The sequence below is a fragment of the Tessaracoccus terricola genome, assembly GCF_054776555.1.
Map to the genome: position 1 here is coordinate 350,198 of NZ_BAAHBS010000004.1, position 15,308 is coordinate 365,505.

15 protein-coding genes are annotated in these 15,308 nt (G+C 70.9%); 5 read left to right on the forward strand and 10 right to left on the reverse strand.

Features of this window, described 5'->3' with window-relative positions:
* Positions 1-63 precede the first annotated feature (63 nt).
* The 5 genes from ACYU7G_RS07405 to ACYU7G_RS07425 all read right to left on the reverse strand — a co-directional run bounded on the left by ACYU7G_RS07405 (position 64) and on the right by ACYU7G_RS07425 (position 2,500).
* Positions 64-384, reverse strand: a complete 321-nt coding sequence (locus ACYU7G_RS07405) for a helix-turn-helix domain-containing protein (RefSeq protein WP_461106335.1) — start codon at positions 382-384, stop codon at positions 64-66.
* Positions 385-443: 59 nt separating this feature from the next.
* Positions 444-1,034, reverse strand: a complete 591-nt coding sequence (locus ACYU7G_RS07410; RefSeq protein WP_461106337.1) for a ClpP family protease — start codon at positions 1,032-1,034, stop codon at positions 444-446.
* A complete protein-coding gene (locus ACYU7G_RS07415) occupies positions 1,031-1,657 on the reverse strand; it encodes a ClpP family protease (RefSeq protein WP_461106339.1) in 627 nt (208 codons plus the stop codon). The genes ACYU7G_RS07410 and ACYU7G_RS07415 overlap by 4 nt, the downstream gene beginning before the upstream one ends.
* Positions 1,658-1,737: 80 nt before the next feature.
* The gene (locus tag ACYU7G_RS07420; RefSeq protein ID WP_461106341.1) at positions 1,738-2,148 is read right to left on the reverse strand and encodes a VOC family protein; all 411 of its coding nucleotides are present in this window, start codon (positions 2,146-2,148) and stop codon (positions 1,738-1,740) included.
* 1 nt (position 2,149) lies between these two features.
* On the reverse strand, positions 2,150-2,500 hold the full coding sequence (locus tag ACYU7G_RS07425) for a YdeI/OmpD-associated family protein (protein ID WP_461106343.1): 351 nt from the start codon (positions 2,498-2,500) through the stop codon (positions 2,150-2,152).
* Between the two features lie 63 nt (positions 2,501-2,563).
* On the opposite strand from ACYU7G_RS07425, the gene ACYU7G_RS07430 reads away from it, so the two are divergent.
* The 3 genes from ACYU7G_RS07430 to ACYU7G_RS07440 all read left to right on the forward strand — a co-directional run bounded on the left by ACYU7G_RS07430 (position 2,564) and on the right by ACYU7G_RS07440 (position 6,522).
* Positions 2,564-3,508 (forward strand): helix-turn-helix transcriptional regulator, encoded by a 945-nt coding sequence (locus ACYU7G_RS07430; RefSeq protein WP_461106345.1) that lies wholly within the window; start codon positions 2,564-2,566, stop codon positions 3,506-3,508.
* 68 nt (positions 3,509-3,576) lie between these two features.
* Positions 3,577-4,401: a rhamnogalacturonan lyase family protein gene (locus tag ACYU7G_RS07435; RefSeq protein WP_461106347.1), complete on the forward strand. Its 825-nt coding sequence runs from the start codon at positions 3,577-3,579 to the stop codon at positions 4,399-4,401.
* A 75-nt stretch (positions 4,402-4,476) separates the two neighbouring features.
* Positions 4,477-6,522 (forward strand): acyltransferase family protein, encoded by a 2,046-nt coding sequence (locus ACYU7G_RS07440; RefSeq protein ID WP_461106349.1) that lies wholly within the window; start codon positions 4,477-4,479, stop codon positions 6,520-6,522.
* On the opposite strand, the gene ACYU7G_RS07445 is transcribed toward ACYU7G_RS07440, so the two are convergent.
* The gene (locus tag ACYU7G_RS07445) at positions 6,470-8,197 is read right to left on the reverse strand and encodes a hypothetical protein (RefSeq protein WP_461106351.1); all 1,728 of its coding nucleotides are present in this window, start codon (positions 8,195-8,197) and stop codon (positions 6,470-6,472) included. The two genes, ACYU7G_RS07440 and ACYU7G_RS07445, sit on opposite strands and share 53 nt — an antisense overlap.
* Before the next feature lie 178 nt (positions 8,198-8,375).
* On the opposite strand from ACYU7G_RS07445, the gene ACYU7G_RS07450 reads away from it, so the two are divergent.
* The gene (locus tag ACYU7G_RS07450) at positions 8,376-9,542 is read left to right on the forward strand and encodes a nucleotide sugar dehydrogenase (RefSeq protein WP_461106353.1); all 1,167 of its coding nucleotides are present in this window, start codon (positions 8,376-8,378) and stop codon (positions 9,540-9,542) included.
* On the opposite strand, the gene ACYU7G_RS07455 is transcribed toward ACYU7G_RS07450, so the two are convergent.
* The 4 genes from ACYU7G_RS07455 to ACYU7G_RS07470 are packed head-to-tail and all read right to left on the reverse strand — an operon-like array spanning position 9,527 to position 13,735.
* A complete protein-coding gene (locus ACYU7G_RS07455) occupies positions 9,527-9,955 on the reverse strand; it encodes a VanZ family protein (protein WP_461106355.1) in 429 nt (142 codons plus the stop codon). The two genes, ACYU7G_RS07450 and ACYU7G_RS07455, sit on opposite strands and share 16 nt — an antisense overlap.
* A 39-nt stretch (positions 9,956-9,994) precedes the next feature.
* A complete protein-coding gene (locus ACYU7G_RS07460; RefSeq protein ID WP_461106357.1) occupies positions 9,995-11,014 on the reverse strand; it encodes an LCP family protein in 1,020 nt (339 codons plus the stop codon).
* Positions 11,011-12,963 carry a dTDP-4-dehydrorhamnose 3,5-epimerase family protein gene (locus tag ACYU7G_RS07465; protein ID WP_461106359.1) on the reverse strand — a complete coding sequence of 651 codons (1,953 nt, stop codon included), beginning with the start codon at positions 12,961-12,963 and terminating at the stop codon, positions 11,011-11,013. The genes ACYU7G_RS07460 and ACYU7G_RS07465 overlap by 4 nt, the downstream gene beginning before the upstream one ends.
* A gap of 19 nt (positions 12,964-12,982) precedes the next feature.
* Positions 12,983-13,735 carry an SGNH/GDSL hydrolase family protein gene (locus ACYU7G_RS07470; protein WP_461106361.1) on the reverse strand — a complete coding sequence of 251 codons (753 nt, stop codon included), beginning with the start codon at positions 13,733-13,735 and terminating at the stop codon, positions 12,983-12,985.
* 153 nt (positions 13,736-13,888) lie between these two features.
* Here ACYU7G_RS07470 and ACYU7G_RS07475 point away from each other — a divergent pair, with 153 nt between their 5' ends.
* Entirely contained in the window at positions 13,889-15,307 is a 1,419-nt protein-coding gene (locus tag ACYU7G_RS07475) for a tyrosine-protein kinase domain-containing protein (protein WP_461106363.1), read from the forward strand.
* Position 15,308: the final 1 nt, after the last annotated feature.

A 15,308-nucleotide genomic window follows, 5' to 3' on the forward strand; every position in this document is an offset into this window, starting at 1 on the left:
TCCTCCAGTTGGGGCCCTTCGAGGCGCCGACTGCGTCGTCGCACCCCAGGGGAACTGGTGGTCTCAGGCTGCGAGGGCGACCGGTCCGGTGAACGCTGCGACGGTCCGGCTGTGCAGCGTCCTCGCGGCGCGGACGGTGAGGTCCAGCAGCGGCAGGTCCAGCGCCCCAGTGACGGCGGCGAGCACCTCCGACGACGGGTCCTTGCGTCCGCGCTCCACCTCGGAGAGGTACTGGGTGGCGATGCCGGCACGACGGGCGACGTCGTCGAGGGTGCGGCCCTGCTGGAGGCGCTCGGCACGCAGCTCCGCGCCCAGCAGGTCACGCAGCAGCGGGTCCGGTCCGGCCGGGTCGTCACGATGGTGCAGCGGAGTCAGGGTGCCCATGTCCCGATCCTAGGCGGCTGCCGCAACGATCCGGCCGGTTCTCTGCTGTGGGCAGAGGATCAGCCCGGGACCTCGACGACCTGGTCGGCCACCCCGTAGGTGACGGCGGCGGGGGCGGGGAGGATCAGGTCGCGGTCGGTGTCGGTGCGGATGGCCTCCGGTGTGCGGCCGGTGTGGTGGCTGAGGACCTGCTCCAGTTCGCCGCGCAACCGCAGCACCTCGTCGGCCTGCACGATCAGGTCCGGGATGGCGCCCTGGCCCTGCGCCGACGGCTGGTGGAGCACCACCCGGGAGTGCGGCAGCATCATCCGCCGCCCCGGCTCGCCACCGGCCAGCAGCACCGCGGCCGCGGAACCCGCCTGGCCGACGCAGGTGGTGGCCACCGGTGCGTTGATGTAGCGCATGGTGTCGTAGACGGACAGCATCGCGGTCATCGAGCCGCCCGGCGAGTTGATGTAGAGACTGATCTCGGCGTCCGGGTTCTCCGAGTTGAGGTGCAGCAGCTGGGCCACGAGGACGTTGGCGACGCCGTCGTCGATCTCGGTGCCGAGGTAGACGATCCGGTCCGAGAGCAGCCGGCTCCAGATGTCCAGCGAACGCTCACCGCCCGGGCGCTGCTGCGTGACGTAGGGGACGGTGTAGCTGCTCATGCGGAGGCCACCTCCTGCTTGGCCGAGAGGCCGACGATGCGCTCGCGGTGCGGGTGGACGTCGGCGACGCTGCTGACCACGGCATCGACGAAGCCGTAGTCACGGGCCTGTTCGGCGGTCCACCAGCGGTCGCGCTGGGAGTCGGTGAGGATCTTCTCGAACGGCTGGCCGGTGTGGTCCGCGATCAGCCCGAGCACGGTGTCGCGCAGGGTGCGCAGGTCCTGGGCCTGCAGCTCGATGTCCCCCGCCGTGCCGCCGATGCCGGAGGAGCCCTGGTGCATCAGGATCCGCGAGTGCGGCAGCGCGAACCGCTTGCCCGGGGTGCCGCCCGAGAGCACGAACTGGCCCGCGCTGGCGGCCATCCCCATGGCGACGGTGCGGACGTCGTTGGGGACGAGCCTCATCACGTCGGCGATGGCGAGCATGGCCGGGACCGAACCGCCGGGAGAGTTGATCCACAGGCTGATGTCCGCCGTCGGGTCCTCGGCCGCCAGGAGCAGGAGCTCGGTGCAGATGCGGTTGCCGAGGCGGTCGTCGAGTTCGGTGCCGAAGACGATGATTCGTTGCTGGAGCAGCCGGGCGGCGAGCTGGTCGTCGAGGGCTGCCGGGATTGCGTCTGTCATGCGGCAAGCCTGCGTCCGGCCCGGCGCCCGAACCATGCCGCGCTGCCCTGGGCTGATCAGCCGAGGGCAGCGCGGCCGGCTCAGCCCGCGAGCAGCTCGAGGTAGTGCGGGCTGTACATCAGGCCGATGATGTTGCCGAACGGGTCCACCACCGACGCCGTGACCCAGCCCTCGTCGCCGCGGGCGATGGGGGCTTCCAGGGAGGTGGCGCCCAGTTCCAGGAGCCGGGCGTGGGCGGCGGCGACGTCGTCGACGTGCCAGTGCATAACGGCGCCCGCAGCGGTGGCTGGGTCATGGCCGGCGGGGCGGTAGGCGCTGCTGATCAGGCCGAGTTCGTCCTGGCTGTCGCCGACGCGGAACTCGACGTAGGCCGGGTTCTCCATCGACGGCTGGGTGAAGTACGGCTCGATGCCGAGCACCTCGGTGTACCAGGCGACGGCGGCGGGGACGTCGTCGACGAAGTAGTTGATGGTGGTGAATCCGCGGAACATTTCAGGCCTTCCTGTTGGTGGTTCCGGTGCCCGCCCGGTAGGCCGCGAGGCCTTCGGGGCGCATGCGGCCGGCGGCGATCAGCTGCTCGGCCCGGGCGATGTTGATGTCTGACCAGCGGCTGCCCGCCCGGCGGGGCGAGTAGCGCTGGAGGTAGGTGGTGGCGTCGCCGGCGCGGCGGTGGCTGTCGATCCAGCCGAAGCAGAGCGCGACGGTGGTGGCGTCGTAGGGCTGGACCGACGGGATGCCGGTGGACTTCTTCGCGACGCGGATCCAGATCTCGTCCGTGTCCGAGTGGTGTGCCTCGAGCCAGTGCTCCCAGGCTGTGGCGTCTTCGACTGTGATCTCTTCCATGTACCCAACTCTCCACCCTTAAGTGATCACCAAATGATCACTTTGTTTGAGAAGATCAGAAACATGAAGGCAGACCGGATGATCGCCACCCTGCTCCTGCTTCAGGCCCGCGGCCGCGTGACCGCCGCCGAGCTGGCCGACGAGCTCGGAGTCTCCGTGCCCACGGCCCGGCGCGACCTCGAGGCGCTCTCCATGGCCGGGGTGCCGGTCTACCCGCAGCCCGGCCGGGGCGGCGGCTGGTCGCTCGTCGGCGGCTCGCGCACCGATCTCAGCGGCCTCACCGCGCCCGAGTCCCAAGCACTGTTCGCCCTGCTCGGCCCGGCGGCGGGCGCCTCACCCGAGGCGACGTCGGCACTGCGAAAGCTGCTGCGCGCCCTGCCCGGACCCTTCCGGGCCGACGCCGAGGCCGCGGCCGCCGCCGTCGAACTCGACGAGGCCGGGTGGGGCGAGCTCGACGCCGACCAGCCGGCAGCGCTCGAGCCGCTGCGTCGCGCCGTCGTGGACCGCCGTCGCGTCCGGATCGAGTACCGGTCCCGCAGCGGCAACGGCGTCCGGGAGGTCAGTCCGCTGGGCCTGGTCCGCAAGGACCGCACCTGGTACCTGCTCGCCACCCGCGACGGCGAACGCGTGCGCACCTACCGGGTGGACCGGGTGGACGCGGTGGAGGCCACCGATGGCGAGGCCATCCGGCCCGACGGCTTCGACCTGGCCGCCGAGTGGCGCCGCGTGAGCGAGTTCGTCGAGGGCCGCCGCTCCGTGGTCAGCGCGCAGGTGGTGGTCCGCCGTCGGCGCCTCGGGGTGCTGCGCGACCACTTCGGGAAGTACCTGGAGATTCTCGACGAGCGCGACGACGAGCGCGTGGAGGTGAGCGTCGCGTCGCACACCGCCCAGTCCGTGGCGGAACAACTCGCCGGGTGGGGCGCGATGCTCGAGGTGCTCGGCCCGCCCGAGGTGCGGGCGGAGCTGGCGCGGATCGGGCGGGAGTTGGTGGCGGCCCACGACGAGTGAGTCGGCGGATCGTTGACCCCAGCGCAACAGTGTTGCGTCGGGGGCCGAGTGCGACCCCTTTCGCAACAATGTTGCGGTGGGGTCAGACTGGGGCGGGGCAGGCCAACGCAGACCGGCACCGCCCCCACCCGAAGCCGGACAACTCAGCCCCGCAGCTCGAGACCCTGGACCGCGGTCTGGTGGCCATCAGCACCGACGAGGGCGTGTTCCCCGACATCGACCCGTCCCGCCCCGGTCTGGAGATCTTCACCGTCCACGAGGGCGGGGTCTGGGCGCCGTACGGCTACGCCCTGCGCGACGCCGCCACCGGCGAGGTCATCTACGGCGAGTACAGCGGCAGGGACACCGGCCGCGGCATGATCGGCGACGTCGACCCGACCGTCCCCGGCATCGAGACCTGGGCTTGGCGGCTCCGCGCGGCCGGCGGCGACGACGTCGCGGGCCAGGTGCCCGGCACCAACCAGACCATCCGGTTCAGCGCCGACCTCACCACCCAGATCGTCGGCGGCAGCGGCGACCAGGACGTCACCCTGTGGGACGCCCAGGACGGCACCGTGCTGACGGCGGAGGGCACCCGCTCCAACAACGGCACCAAGGGCAACGCCTCGCTGGTGGCCGACATCCTCGGCGACTGGCGCGAGGAGCTCGTCGTCCGCTCGGCCGACTCCAGCGAACTGCGCGTCTACATCAGCACCGAGGTGACGGGCCACAAGCTCTACACCCTGATGCACGACGTGCAGTACCGCGCCGAGGTGGCCCGCCAGCAGACCACCTACAACCAGCCCAGCTACACCGGCTTCTACCTGGCCTCGGACATGGACTTCGACGACGTCCCGCTGGTCCAGGTGGACCGCCACCCGGGCAAGGGCAAGCCCGGCAAGGGGCGCCGCTGACAAAGTGAGGGGCCGGTGGGCCCAGCCGGAGGTAATCTTGTGGGTCGGGGGTTTGTCCCACACAGGAGGAACTCGATGGCTGAGCGCACCGGCCCCGCCCCGTCGCGCCCGGAGACCGCCCGCTCGGGACACCGGCTCGACGTGCAGGGGATGCGCGCCGTCGCGGTGCTCGCCGTCCTCGTCTTCCACGCAGGCCTCGCCCTGCCCGGCGGCTTCGTCGGCGTGGACATCTTCTTCGTCATCTCCGGCTTCGTCATCACCGCCATGCTGATGCGCGAGTTCGAACAGCACGGCCGCATCCGGCTGAAGCGGTTCTACCTGCGCCGCTTCAAACGACTCTTCCCGGCGCTCGCGCTCACCGTCGCCGTCACCCTGCTGGCGACGGTGCTCATCCTCAGCCCCGGCCAGTACCAGGAGATCGCGGCCCTGACCGGGCTGGGCGGCATCCTGCTGTCCTCCAACTTCGTGATCATGGGCACCAGCGGCGGCTACTTCGGCGCCAAGGCGGAACTCAACCCGCTGCTCCACGTGTGGTCGCTGTCCGTGGAGGAGCAGTTCTACCTGGTCTTCCCCGCCATCCTGATCGGCGCCGTCGCCTGGGGTGCGCGACGCCGCTCCGGGCCGACGTCGCACGCCCGGCCCGCGCTCACCGCGGTGCTGGTGATGTCCGCGCTGTCCCTCGGGCTGGTGGTGGTCAACACCGTCGCCACCGGGGTGCCCGCCCTGACCGGTTTCTACAGCCCGTTGCCGCGCGTGTGGGAGTTCGGGGCCGGCGCGCTGCTGGCGCTGGTGCCGCACGCGCAGGTGCTGCGCACCCGCTTCCAGACCGTCATGATCGCCCTCGCCGGAGCGGGCCTGCTCGCGATCTCCTTCGTCGTCATCGACGAGACCATGGCCTGGCCGGGGCCGGCGATGCTGCTGCCCGTCCTGGGCACGATGGCGCTGATCGGCGCCGGCTCCGCGCCGCACGCCAACCCGGTCACGTGGCTGCTCGGGACCAGACCGATGACGCTGGTGGGGGACTGGTCCTACTCGCTGTACCTGTGGCACTGGGCGCCCGTGGTGTTCGCCCAGATGCTGTGGCCCAACAACTCGACCGCGAAACTGGTGGCCGTGGCGCTCAGCGTGACGCCCGCCGTCGCCTCCTACTACCTGCTGGAGAACCCCATCCGGAAGGCGCCCGGGCTCACCGGCGCCCGGTTCGTGCGGCTGGCCGCGGTCACCGCCCTGGTGCCCGCGGCCGTGTCCGGTGCCCTCTACGCCGGCGCGGCCAACAACTGGGGCTCCGACGCGGTGGCCGCGTTCGTGGCCCGGGTGGAGCCGCAGCACATCGGCATGGAGAGCGGCTGCGACGGCCGCACCCCGCTGGGCGGCCACGGCACCGACTGCGCCTGGAACCTGGAGGCCGACGGCGCCCCCGTCTACCTCGTGGGCGACTCCAGCATGGACCACTTCACCGACGGCTGGATCGAGGCCGGTCGTGAGGCGGGGCGGCCCGTGTTCTCCGCCACCGCCAGCGCCTGCCCGTTCCTGCTGGACGTCACCATCCGCGACGTCCGCCACGACCAGTCCCTCGACGACGACTGCCACTCCTACGTCACCGACTCCCTCGACTACCTGGCCGACGCTCCGCAGGGCACCGTCGTGATCGCCAACTCCCAGCACTACCCGTTCCAGCGGGAGGTGGGCCTCGGCCCCGGCGACGGCGACCCGGAGGGAGACTTCGAGACCAAGCTGCAGGCCACCCGCGAGGGCCTGGAGGCGGCCGTGGCGCAGATCCGTGAGCTGGGCCACCAGGTGGTCATCATCCAGGGCACGCCGCTTTGGATCGGCGCCAACCACTGGGAGTCGCGCGAGTGCACCACGCTCGCCGTACTGCGGCAGGAGTGCGGCCAGCAGATGACCCTCGCCGAGGGCGACGAGCAGCAGGGCCGGGCCCGCGGCGTCGTCGAGGAGGTGGCGGCCCACACCGGGGCGACGGTGTGGGACTCGTGGATGGAACTGTGCGAGGAGGGGGTGTGCTCTACCCACGACGGCCTGTACCCGCGCTTCCGCGACGGGCTGCACATCACCGTCGAGCAGTCGAGGCTGCTGGGGCCGTCGTTCGCGCGGCTGCTGTGACCTGCGGCGGGATCACGTCCAGCCCCCGGTTGCCCAGCACGATGATGCCGACGACGACGGCGGACGCGAACGCGTACCCGATGATCGAGTCGCCGATGTTGGACAGGTCACCCAGGTTCAGCTCCGTCAGCACCGACTCCGGGTGGGCGTAGGCCATGGCGGCCACCATCGCGGCGCTGAAGACCGCGTAGGCGAGGAAGACGAACACCCTCGAGTCGCGGCCGTGCCGGTCGCTGGCGGTGTGGGTGAACTCGGCCTCCGTCAACAGCAGCCAAACCAGCCCGAACAGCAGCACGAGCAGCTGCGTGTCCCCGAGCACCGCCCCCAGCGGCTCGGCCACCTGCCTGCGGAACGGGAACACCACCAGCACCACCAGTGCGAGGCTCACCAGGAACCAGCGCAGCGGATCCATCCGCCGCCGCCACGCCAGCGCCGCCCCGAGCACCACCAGGCCGAGCAGCCCCGACGCCACGCCGGTGGACAGACTGGGCCAGCCGCCCAGCGTCCGGGCCCCGGCGAACACGCCCATCACCAGCAGCGACGGCAGCAGCACCACCAGCAGCGTGCGTCCGGTCAGGATGGCCCGCACCAGCAGCACCAGTGCCACGACCGCCATGAGGAGGTCGGACCAAACCGACATCTGCCCGCGGAAGGGTGGCGGGAGCTGGACGAACGCGCCGACCACCACCGGCAGGCCCCAGCTGCCGATCGCCAGTCCCAGCGCCATCGACACGTCGGCCAGCACCTCGGTGAGGGCGTAGGGCCGGGGCGGGTCCTCGTCCGCGCCCCGGCGGCCCCGCACCGCCCACAACGCCAGCGCGGTCAGCCCCAGGCCGCCGAAGGTCTGCGCGGCCGTGAACGCCACCACGGTGGGACCCACCAGCGACGCCCGGTACCCGCTCAATGCGGCCAGCGCCACGCCTGCGGGCACCGCCACCGCCGGCCAGACCTTGCGGGGGAGCCGACCCCGGACCGCCACCAGCGACGACGTCGCCAGGTTGACCGTGATCTGTGCGAAGGCCGTGCCCGCGGCCACCGCCACGGGCAGTGCCAGCACCGTGAATCCCAGCGCCAGTGCGGAAATGCCGTACGACGTCGTCGCCTCGCCCGGGTCGGCCAGCACGTAGGGCAGCAGTCCGGTCAGCCCCAGACCGACCACGCACAGCACGACGGTGGCGACGGTGGGTGGGCGCCGCGACCACCTGGCCACAGCCACGACGAGCACCACCAGTCCCGCCAGGACGCTCGCCGCCGCAGCCGCCAACGGCAGCAGCGCTCCCTGCACGGTGATGATGGACAGCACGACGAACAACCACAGCACCCCATGGCTGACCAGCAGCACCAGCCACGCAGCCAGACGCCACCAGATCGGCAGCTGCAGCGCCGCCAGGAACAGCAGCACCATGCTGACCCACAACCCGGACGCCACCACGGATGAGCCCAGCACCACCACGCCCATACCGTCGCGCGCGGGCGCCAGGGCGGTCACCACCGGCGAGGCCAGCACGCCCACCACCAGCAGGCCGTAGCTGACGTAGGCGGCCACGACGACGCCACGCGCCGCCCGCGACAGGCCCGCCAACCTGACCCGACCCCTGCGGACCGGCGCCACGAAGGCATTGTGCAGGGCGCTCAGGACGACGCCCAGGAGGGGATGTCTGGTTCGGCGGTGCACCGGCCCATCGAACCATGACACCCGCTCACCGCAGCCGGTCCGGCGACGGTGCCCCGCCGTCGCGCGGATGAGGGCATGGTGTGGCAGGAATTAGGAAGCTCTCAGACTTCGCTCCCGACGTGGCTGCCGGCGGCCGGGGTGGTCTAGCTTGGAGGCAGCACTAGGAACTGGAGTCTTGATGAAGATCGTCGTGGTTGGTACCGGGTACGTGGGGTTGTCGAATGCGGTGATCCTGGCGCAGCACAATCAGGTGACGGCCGTGGACATCAACGCGGGGAAGGTGGCGCAGATCAATGACCGGGTCTCGCCGATCATCGACGTGGAGTTGCAGGACTACCTGACGAACAAGGAGCTGGACCTGAGGGCCACCACTGATGGTTCGGCGGCGTATGCGGAGGCTGAGTTCGTGGTGGTGGCGACCCCGACCGACTATGACCCGCAGCACAATTACTTCGACACGTCGTCGGTGGAGTCGGTGGTGGCTGCGGTGCTGGCGGTGAACCCGGAGGCGTCGATCGTGGTGAAGTCGACGGTGCCGGTGGGGTTCACGGCGGAGTTGCGGGAGCGGCATCCGGGGGCGTCGATCATTTTCTCGCCGGAGTTCCTGCGGGAGGGCAGGGCGTTGTATGACAACCTGCATCCGTCGCGGATCGTGGTGGGGGAGCGTTCCGAGGACGGCCGCCGGTTCGCGGAGTTGTTGGTGGCGGGTGCGGAGTCGAAGGACGTGCCGGTGTTGCTGACGGACTCGACGGAGGCCGAGGCGATCAAGTTGTTCGCCAACACGTACCTGGCGTTGCGGGTGGCCTACTTCAACGAGTTGGACACGTATGCGGCTTCGCGTGGGTTGGACACGGCGCAGATCATCGAGGGTGTGGGGTTGGACCCGCGGATCGGTTCGCACTACAACAACCCGTCGTTCGGTTATGGGGGTTACTGCCTGCCGAAGGACACCAAGCAGTTGTTGGCGAACTATTCCGACGTGCCGCAGAACCTCATTGCGGCGGTGGTGGATGCGAACCACACGCGCAAGGATTTCATCGCTTTCGACATCATCAAGCGCAAGCCGAAGGTGGTGGGGGTTTATCGGTTGGTGATGAAGTCGGGTTCGGACAACTTCCGGGCTTCTGCGATCCAGGGGATCATGAAGCGGATCAAGGCCAAGGGCATTCCGGTCATCGTCTACGAGCCGGAGCTCGCCGAGGACTCGTTCTTCAACTCCGAAGTGGTCAGGGACCTGGAGGAGTTCAAGTCCAGGGCTGATGTGATCATCGCCAACCGCCGCACCGAGGTCCTCGACGACGTGGCGGACAAGATCTACACCCGAGACATCTACGGCCGCGACTGAACCACCGACGGCGCCGGCCGGAACCGCTCCAGCAACAGCACCGCCACCACGCCCAGCAGCGCGCCGAGCGAGTTCGCTATCCAGTCCAGCAGCGACGACGTGCGCGGCAGGAACGCGCCCTGCACCATCTCGATGCAGAACGACGCGACGACCCCGGCCGGCACCCACACCCACCGCGGCACCCGCGGCCACATCGTCGCCGCCAGCATCACCGGAACGGTGAACAGGGCGACGTTGAGCATGAAGTCGAAGCTGTACAGGTCCAGGCCGGTGAACCCGATCGAGTTGGCGGTGCGCGCCAGCCACGCCAGTCCCTGCCCGATCTGCTGGCCGATCGGCAGGAACACCACGCCCAACCCGAGGATCGCCCAGCCGGAGAGCAGGGCGATCAGGGTACGACGGCGTAGGTGCACGAGAGCAGTCTCACACTTTCGGTCGGGATCCGGAAGGGGTCAGCGCTGGATCTCGTAGTAGGTGGCCAGGTCGTCGGCGCGCAGGGCCTCGCGCAGGAGGCCCAGCTTGTTCTCGTCCATCAACACGATCGACTGGCCATCGCTCGAGGTGCCGGTCCCGGTGACGGGGAACTGGAAGGAGCGGATGTTGGTGGCGTTGGTGCCCATCCCCATGGCGAGGTCGATGATGACGTCGTTGGTGAGGGCCTCGTCGACGGTGAAGTTGGGGCCGAGGGTGGTGACCACGTCGCGGAACTTGCCCGGGTCCGCGAGGGTGCCGGCGGAGGCGATCTTCTTCACCACGGCCATCACGACGTCGCGCTGCCGCTCGCCTCGGCTGAAGTCACCGGCGGGCAGGTTCTTGCGCTCGCGCACGTACTGCAGCGCGCTGTCGCCGGTCAGCTCGATCTCCCCCTCGGGGAAGTTGAAGCCACCGGAGCTGGAGGGGTAGCGGTTGTTCACGGTGACGCCGCCGAGGGCGTCGATCACCCGCACGAAGCCCTCGAAGTCGATGATGACGGTGTGGTCCATCGGCACGTCCAGCAGGGACTCCATCGTCTCGATGGTCAGGCCGGCGCCGCCGAAGGAGTAGGCGGCGTTGATCTTGGCCTTGCCGCGGCCCGGGATGTCCACCCAGGTGTCGCGCGGGATGCTCATCAGGTACGCGCCCGAGCGGTCGCCGGGGATGTGCAGCAGCTGCAGCACGTCGGAGCGGCCGCGCTCGTTGCCGCGGGTGTCCGAGCCCATCAGCACGAGGTTCAGGGGCGCCTCGGTCTCACCCTCCTTGGTCGGCACCGGCGCGGGCCGGGTGGCACCCTCGGTCGGGGTCATCGACGGCTCGCGCTTGATGGCGTCCAGCGCGTCCAGCGCGGACTTGCCGTAGAAGCCGGCCAGGGCGACGGCCCCGACCAGGGCCACCGCCAGCACTCCGATCACCGTGAACAGCACCCAGCGGCGCTTCTTCGGCTTGGCCCGCTTGCCGCCGTCGCCGTTGTCGAGGAAGTCGTCGACGCTGCTCATCCCGAGCTCCGATCCTTGTCGTGGAGAGCCCTCAGCCCTGCGGTGATGGACTCGAGGTACCCGTCAATGCTAGTGGCTGCGGCCAAGGCGGCCGCATCGCCCCTGCGGTACGGGTCGGCCACCTCGTCGTCGGGGTTGGAGGAGCGGTGCTGCCACAGGTGCTCGGTCAACCCCGCCAGGGTCACATGCTCCGGGAGTTGCGCCAGTTCCCGGGCCACGTGCCCGATGACGAAGGCCTTGCGCCCGAGGGTGGGCCACTCGTCCAGGATGTAGCGACGGTGGTCCGCGCCCATGGTCAGGATCAGGTCCGCGTCCGCCACCAGGTCACGCGTCAGCTGGCGAGCGCTGTGCGCCGCGGCTTCGCCGGCGCGGACGTTGGCCGCCATCGGCGGGTCGATGGCGCGGTCCACCAACGCCCGGGTGCCGGCGGAGGAGAACTCCACGCCGGGCACCCCGGCGGCGCGGGCGACGACGTCGGCGTAGGCCGAGCGGCAGATGTTGGCGGTGCACACGAACAGCACCTGGTACGGGCGCGAGCCCCGGGCCGGGGCGGCCTGCGGGGGTGCGTCAGCGACGGCCACCGGGCGCGGGTGCTCGGCGGGGCGGGGGAGGTGGTCGGCGATCTCCAGCCACGCGTTGCCCGGACGGAAACCGGCGGCCTTGATGCGCTCCAGGTCCAACGTCGCGCCGTCGGGTCCGGCAGCCTGCGCGGGCACCTCGCGCACCAGGTTCGGGTCCGCGCCGCTGAGCTGGAACACCCGCCGCGCGACGTCGGTCCAGCCCACCACCTTGCCGTCGCCGGTCAGGTTGTAGGTGCCCGGCCTCGCCCCGGAGTCAAGGAGGTGTGTGATGCCGGCGGCCAACTGGTCGGCGAAGGTGAGCCGGCCGAACCGGCCGCCCACGACGTCGATCCGCTCCCGCCGCCGGGCCGCCGTGGCCGCCTGTTCCACGAAGCTCCCCTCGCGCCCCATCACCCAACCGGTGCGCACGACGAGGTGGCGCGGCACCCCGGCCGCGACGAGCTCACCGGCCGCGAGGGCCTGCCCGTGCGGGTGGGCGAGGCTGAGCGGCTCGTCCTCGGAGTGCACGGGCGCGGAGCGCTCGAACACAGGGTCCGCCGAGACGTGCACGTAGCGCAGGTGGTGCCGCCGGGCCACGTCCGCCAGCCGGAGCGCCCGCTCGGAGGAGCCGGACCAGCTCTCCTCCGCGTCGAAGGAGTCGGGGAAGCCGTCGGCAGTCTCGCCGTGGGCGTTGACCAGCACGTCGTAGGCGGAAAGGTCCACCGGTGTCGCAGCGCGGGGCGCCAGGTCCGCGGTGGTCACGCCGTCGGCGCCCGGGAGTTCGGCCAGCAGGGCCCGACCCAGCCGAGTCTCGGTGCCCGCCACCAGCGTGCGGCGCGGCCCCATGGGGGTGGCGTTGGCCAGGACGGGGTTGAGGGTGTCGCGGTGGGCGACGATGGCCCGGTCCCGTCCGATGGGCCAGTCGATGCCGAGGGTGGGGTCGAACAGGTCGACGGCCGAGGCCCGGCTGCGTCCCTTCGGGGTCCAGTGCTGCTCCATCAGGTAGGTGAAGGTGGTGTCGTCCTCCAGCACCTGGTGGGCGTTCGCGACGCCCCGGGGCACGAAGACCGCGACGGCGGGGAACAGGTCGTGGGTGAGGGTGCGGCCGAAACCGGGCCCCGGCCGCAGGTCCACCCAGGCGCCCATGGCGCGGCCCCGCACCACGCTGACGATCCGGTCCCACGGCTCGGCAAGGAAGCCGCGGGTGATGCCGCGAGACACCACGTGGGTGACGTTGTGCTGCACGGGATCGAAGTCCGGCAGCCCGAGGGCCGTCATCTTCTCCCGGTGCCAGCCCTCCTTGAACCAGCCGTCGTCGTTGTGCTGGAGCGCGAGGTCCAGCAGCAGCAGGCCGGGGATCTCGGTGGTGCGGATCCTTGGCTCGGTCATCGGCTCAACCTCCGCCCGGTCAGGAGAGCTCGGCCACGACGGCGTCGGCGATCTCCGCCTGGGCATCCTCGGACAGCGCCTCGCCGTCGCCGACCCCCGGCTGCCCCGCGTTGACCATGGTGCCGCCCACGGCCTCGACGGCGGCCCCGATGGTCTGCGCGTGCATCGTCAGCCAGTACTCGGCGGCGTCCTCGGTGGTGACCGGGGCGATGGCCACCAGTTCGGCCTCGGGGAGTTCGGCGCGTAACTCGTCGAAGTAGGCGGTGGCCGCCTCGGACAGGCCGTAGTCGCCGTCGGCGGTGCCGCCGAAGGTGACCACCACGTCGGGGCCGGCCGCCACGATGGCGGGGATGGAGCCGCGGAACGGGGCGCACGGGTCGAAGTCGCAGGAGCGGGGCTGGGCGACGAAGCCGCGGCCGGGCGAGGACAGGTTCACCACCTCACCCCAGCCCAGGGCCTCCGCGGCGGCACCCACCCAGGTGGCCGAGGGGTCCCCGAGGGAGTGGGAGTCACCGATCACCACGACGACGCCGGTGCCGGCGGCGGGGGTGCTCGGGTCCTCCACCGGGGTGGTGGCGGGGGCGGTGGTGCCCGGCTGCTCGCTGGTGGCCGGGTCCGCCGGGGTGGAGGTGGTCTCGTCCGGGGTGCCTGCGGGGACGGCCGGTACGGAGCGGTTCGACAACAGGGCCGCGGCGCTCAGACCGACGGCAAGGAATGCGAGCACCAATAGCGCGACGACGCTCAGCTTGCTGCTGTCCCCTGATGCCCTCATAGCCTCGCTCACTCTTGCCGAATGTTTGTTCCTGAACGCTTGACATTAGTCTAGGGGCGGCGATCCGAGTACGGGGTGACCTAGAATCTCTGGCAGCCAATACCTAGATTTCTGGGGGATGTTCCGGGGATCGTGTTCTGACAAGGATAATTGATGGAGCTGCAGCAGTACCTACGGATCTTCCGGCGTTACTGGCGGAGCGCGTCCGCGACCTTCCTGCTGGGAATCGTCCTGGCAGCCGGGTTCACGCTGCTGCAGAGCCCCACCTACACCTCGTCCGCATCCATCTTCCTGACCGTGGAGAGCGGAGGCACCGCCGGCGAGCTGTCCCAGGGCGCCACCTACACCGAGCGGCAGGTGGCCTCCTACGTCAACGTCGCCACCACCGAGCTGGTCCTCGGGCCCGTCATCGAGGAACTCGGCCTGGACGTGTCCCAGCGTGAACTCGCCCGCAGCCTCTCGGTGACGTCCCCGGCCTCCACCTCCATCATCGACGTCGCGGCCCAGCACGGCGACCCGGCGCAGGCCGCCACCATCGCCAACGCCGTCGCGCAGAGCCTCCTGTCCGCGGTGGACGTGCTCTCACCGCCCGGACCCGACGGCACCCGCCTCGTCAGCGCCCAGGTGATCGACTCCGCGCTGGTCCCCACCTCCCCGACGGCGCCCCGCCCGGCCATGAACCTCGCCCTGGGCGGCCTGCTGGGCATCCTCCTCGGCCTGGGCCAGGCGGTCCTGCGCAGCGTCCTCGACACGCGCCTGCGCACCATGGAGGACGTCGAGGCGCTCACCGACGCGCCCGTGCTGGCCTCCATCGGCCGCATCGACACCTCCGCGGACCGCGCCTCCGAGCAGACCGGGCAGCAGTGGGCCAACGCCGAGGCCTACCGCCGCCTGCGCACCAACGTCGGCTTCGTCGGCCTCGGGGGAGAGCGCCGCTCCTCGATGGTGGTGACCTCGTCGCTGGCCAGTGAGGGCAAGACCGAGACCGTCACCAACCTGGCCCGCGTCCTGGCCCACGCCGGCGAGTCCGTGCTGCTGGTGGACGCGGACCTGCGTCGCCCCCAGCTCGCGAACCGCATGCGCCTGGACAGCGAACTCGGGCTCTCCGACGTGCTGACCGGCCGCGGCACCCTTGCCGACCTCGTCATCGACGTCGCACCCGGCTACCTGGCCGTGCTGCCCGCCGGCACCGTGCCGCCCAACCCGTCCGAGCTGCTGGGCTCCGAGGCGATGGCGCACCTGCTGGCCACCGTGGAGCGCCAGTACGACTACGTGCTGTTCGACGCCCCGCCGCTGCTGCCCGTCACCGACGCCGTCGTGCTCTCGGCGCAGACGGGCGGTGCCATCGTCGTGGCCCGCTCCGGGAAGGTGCGCCGCCCCCAGCTGGACGCTGCGCTCGAGCTGCTGGAGGCCGGCGACGTGACGCTGCTGGGCATGGTGCTCAACGACGTCCCCGCGTCGAAGGAAACCGCCTACGGCGACTACTACTCCAGCCACAGCCCGGAGCAGGCCGGAGCACAGACCGCCACCCGGGGGAAGCGCCAGGCCAAGACGCCCGCCGCCACCCGCTGAG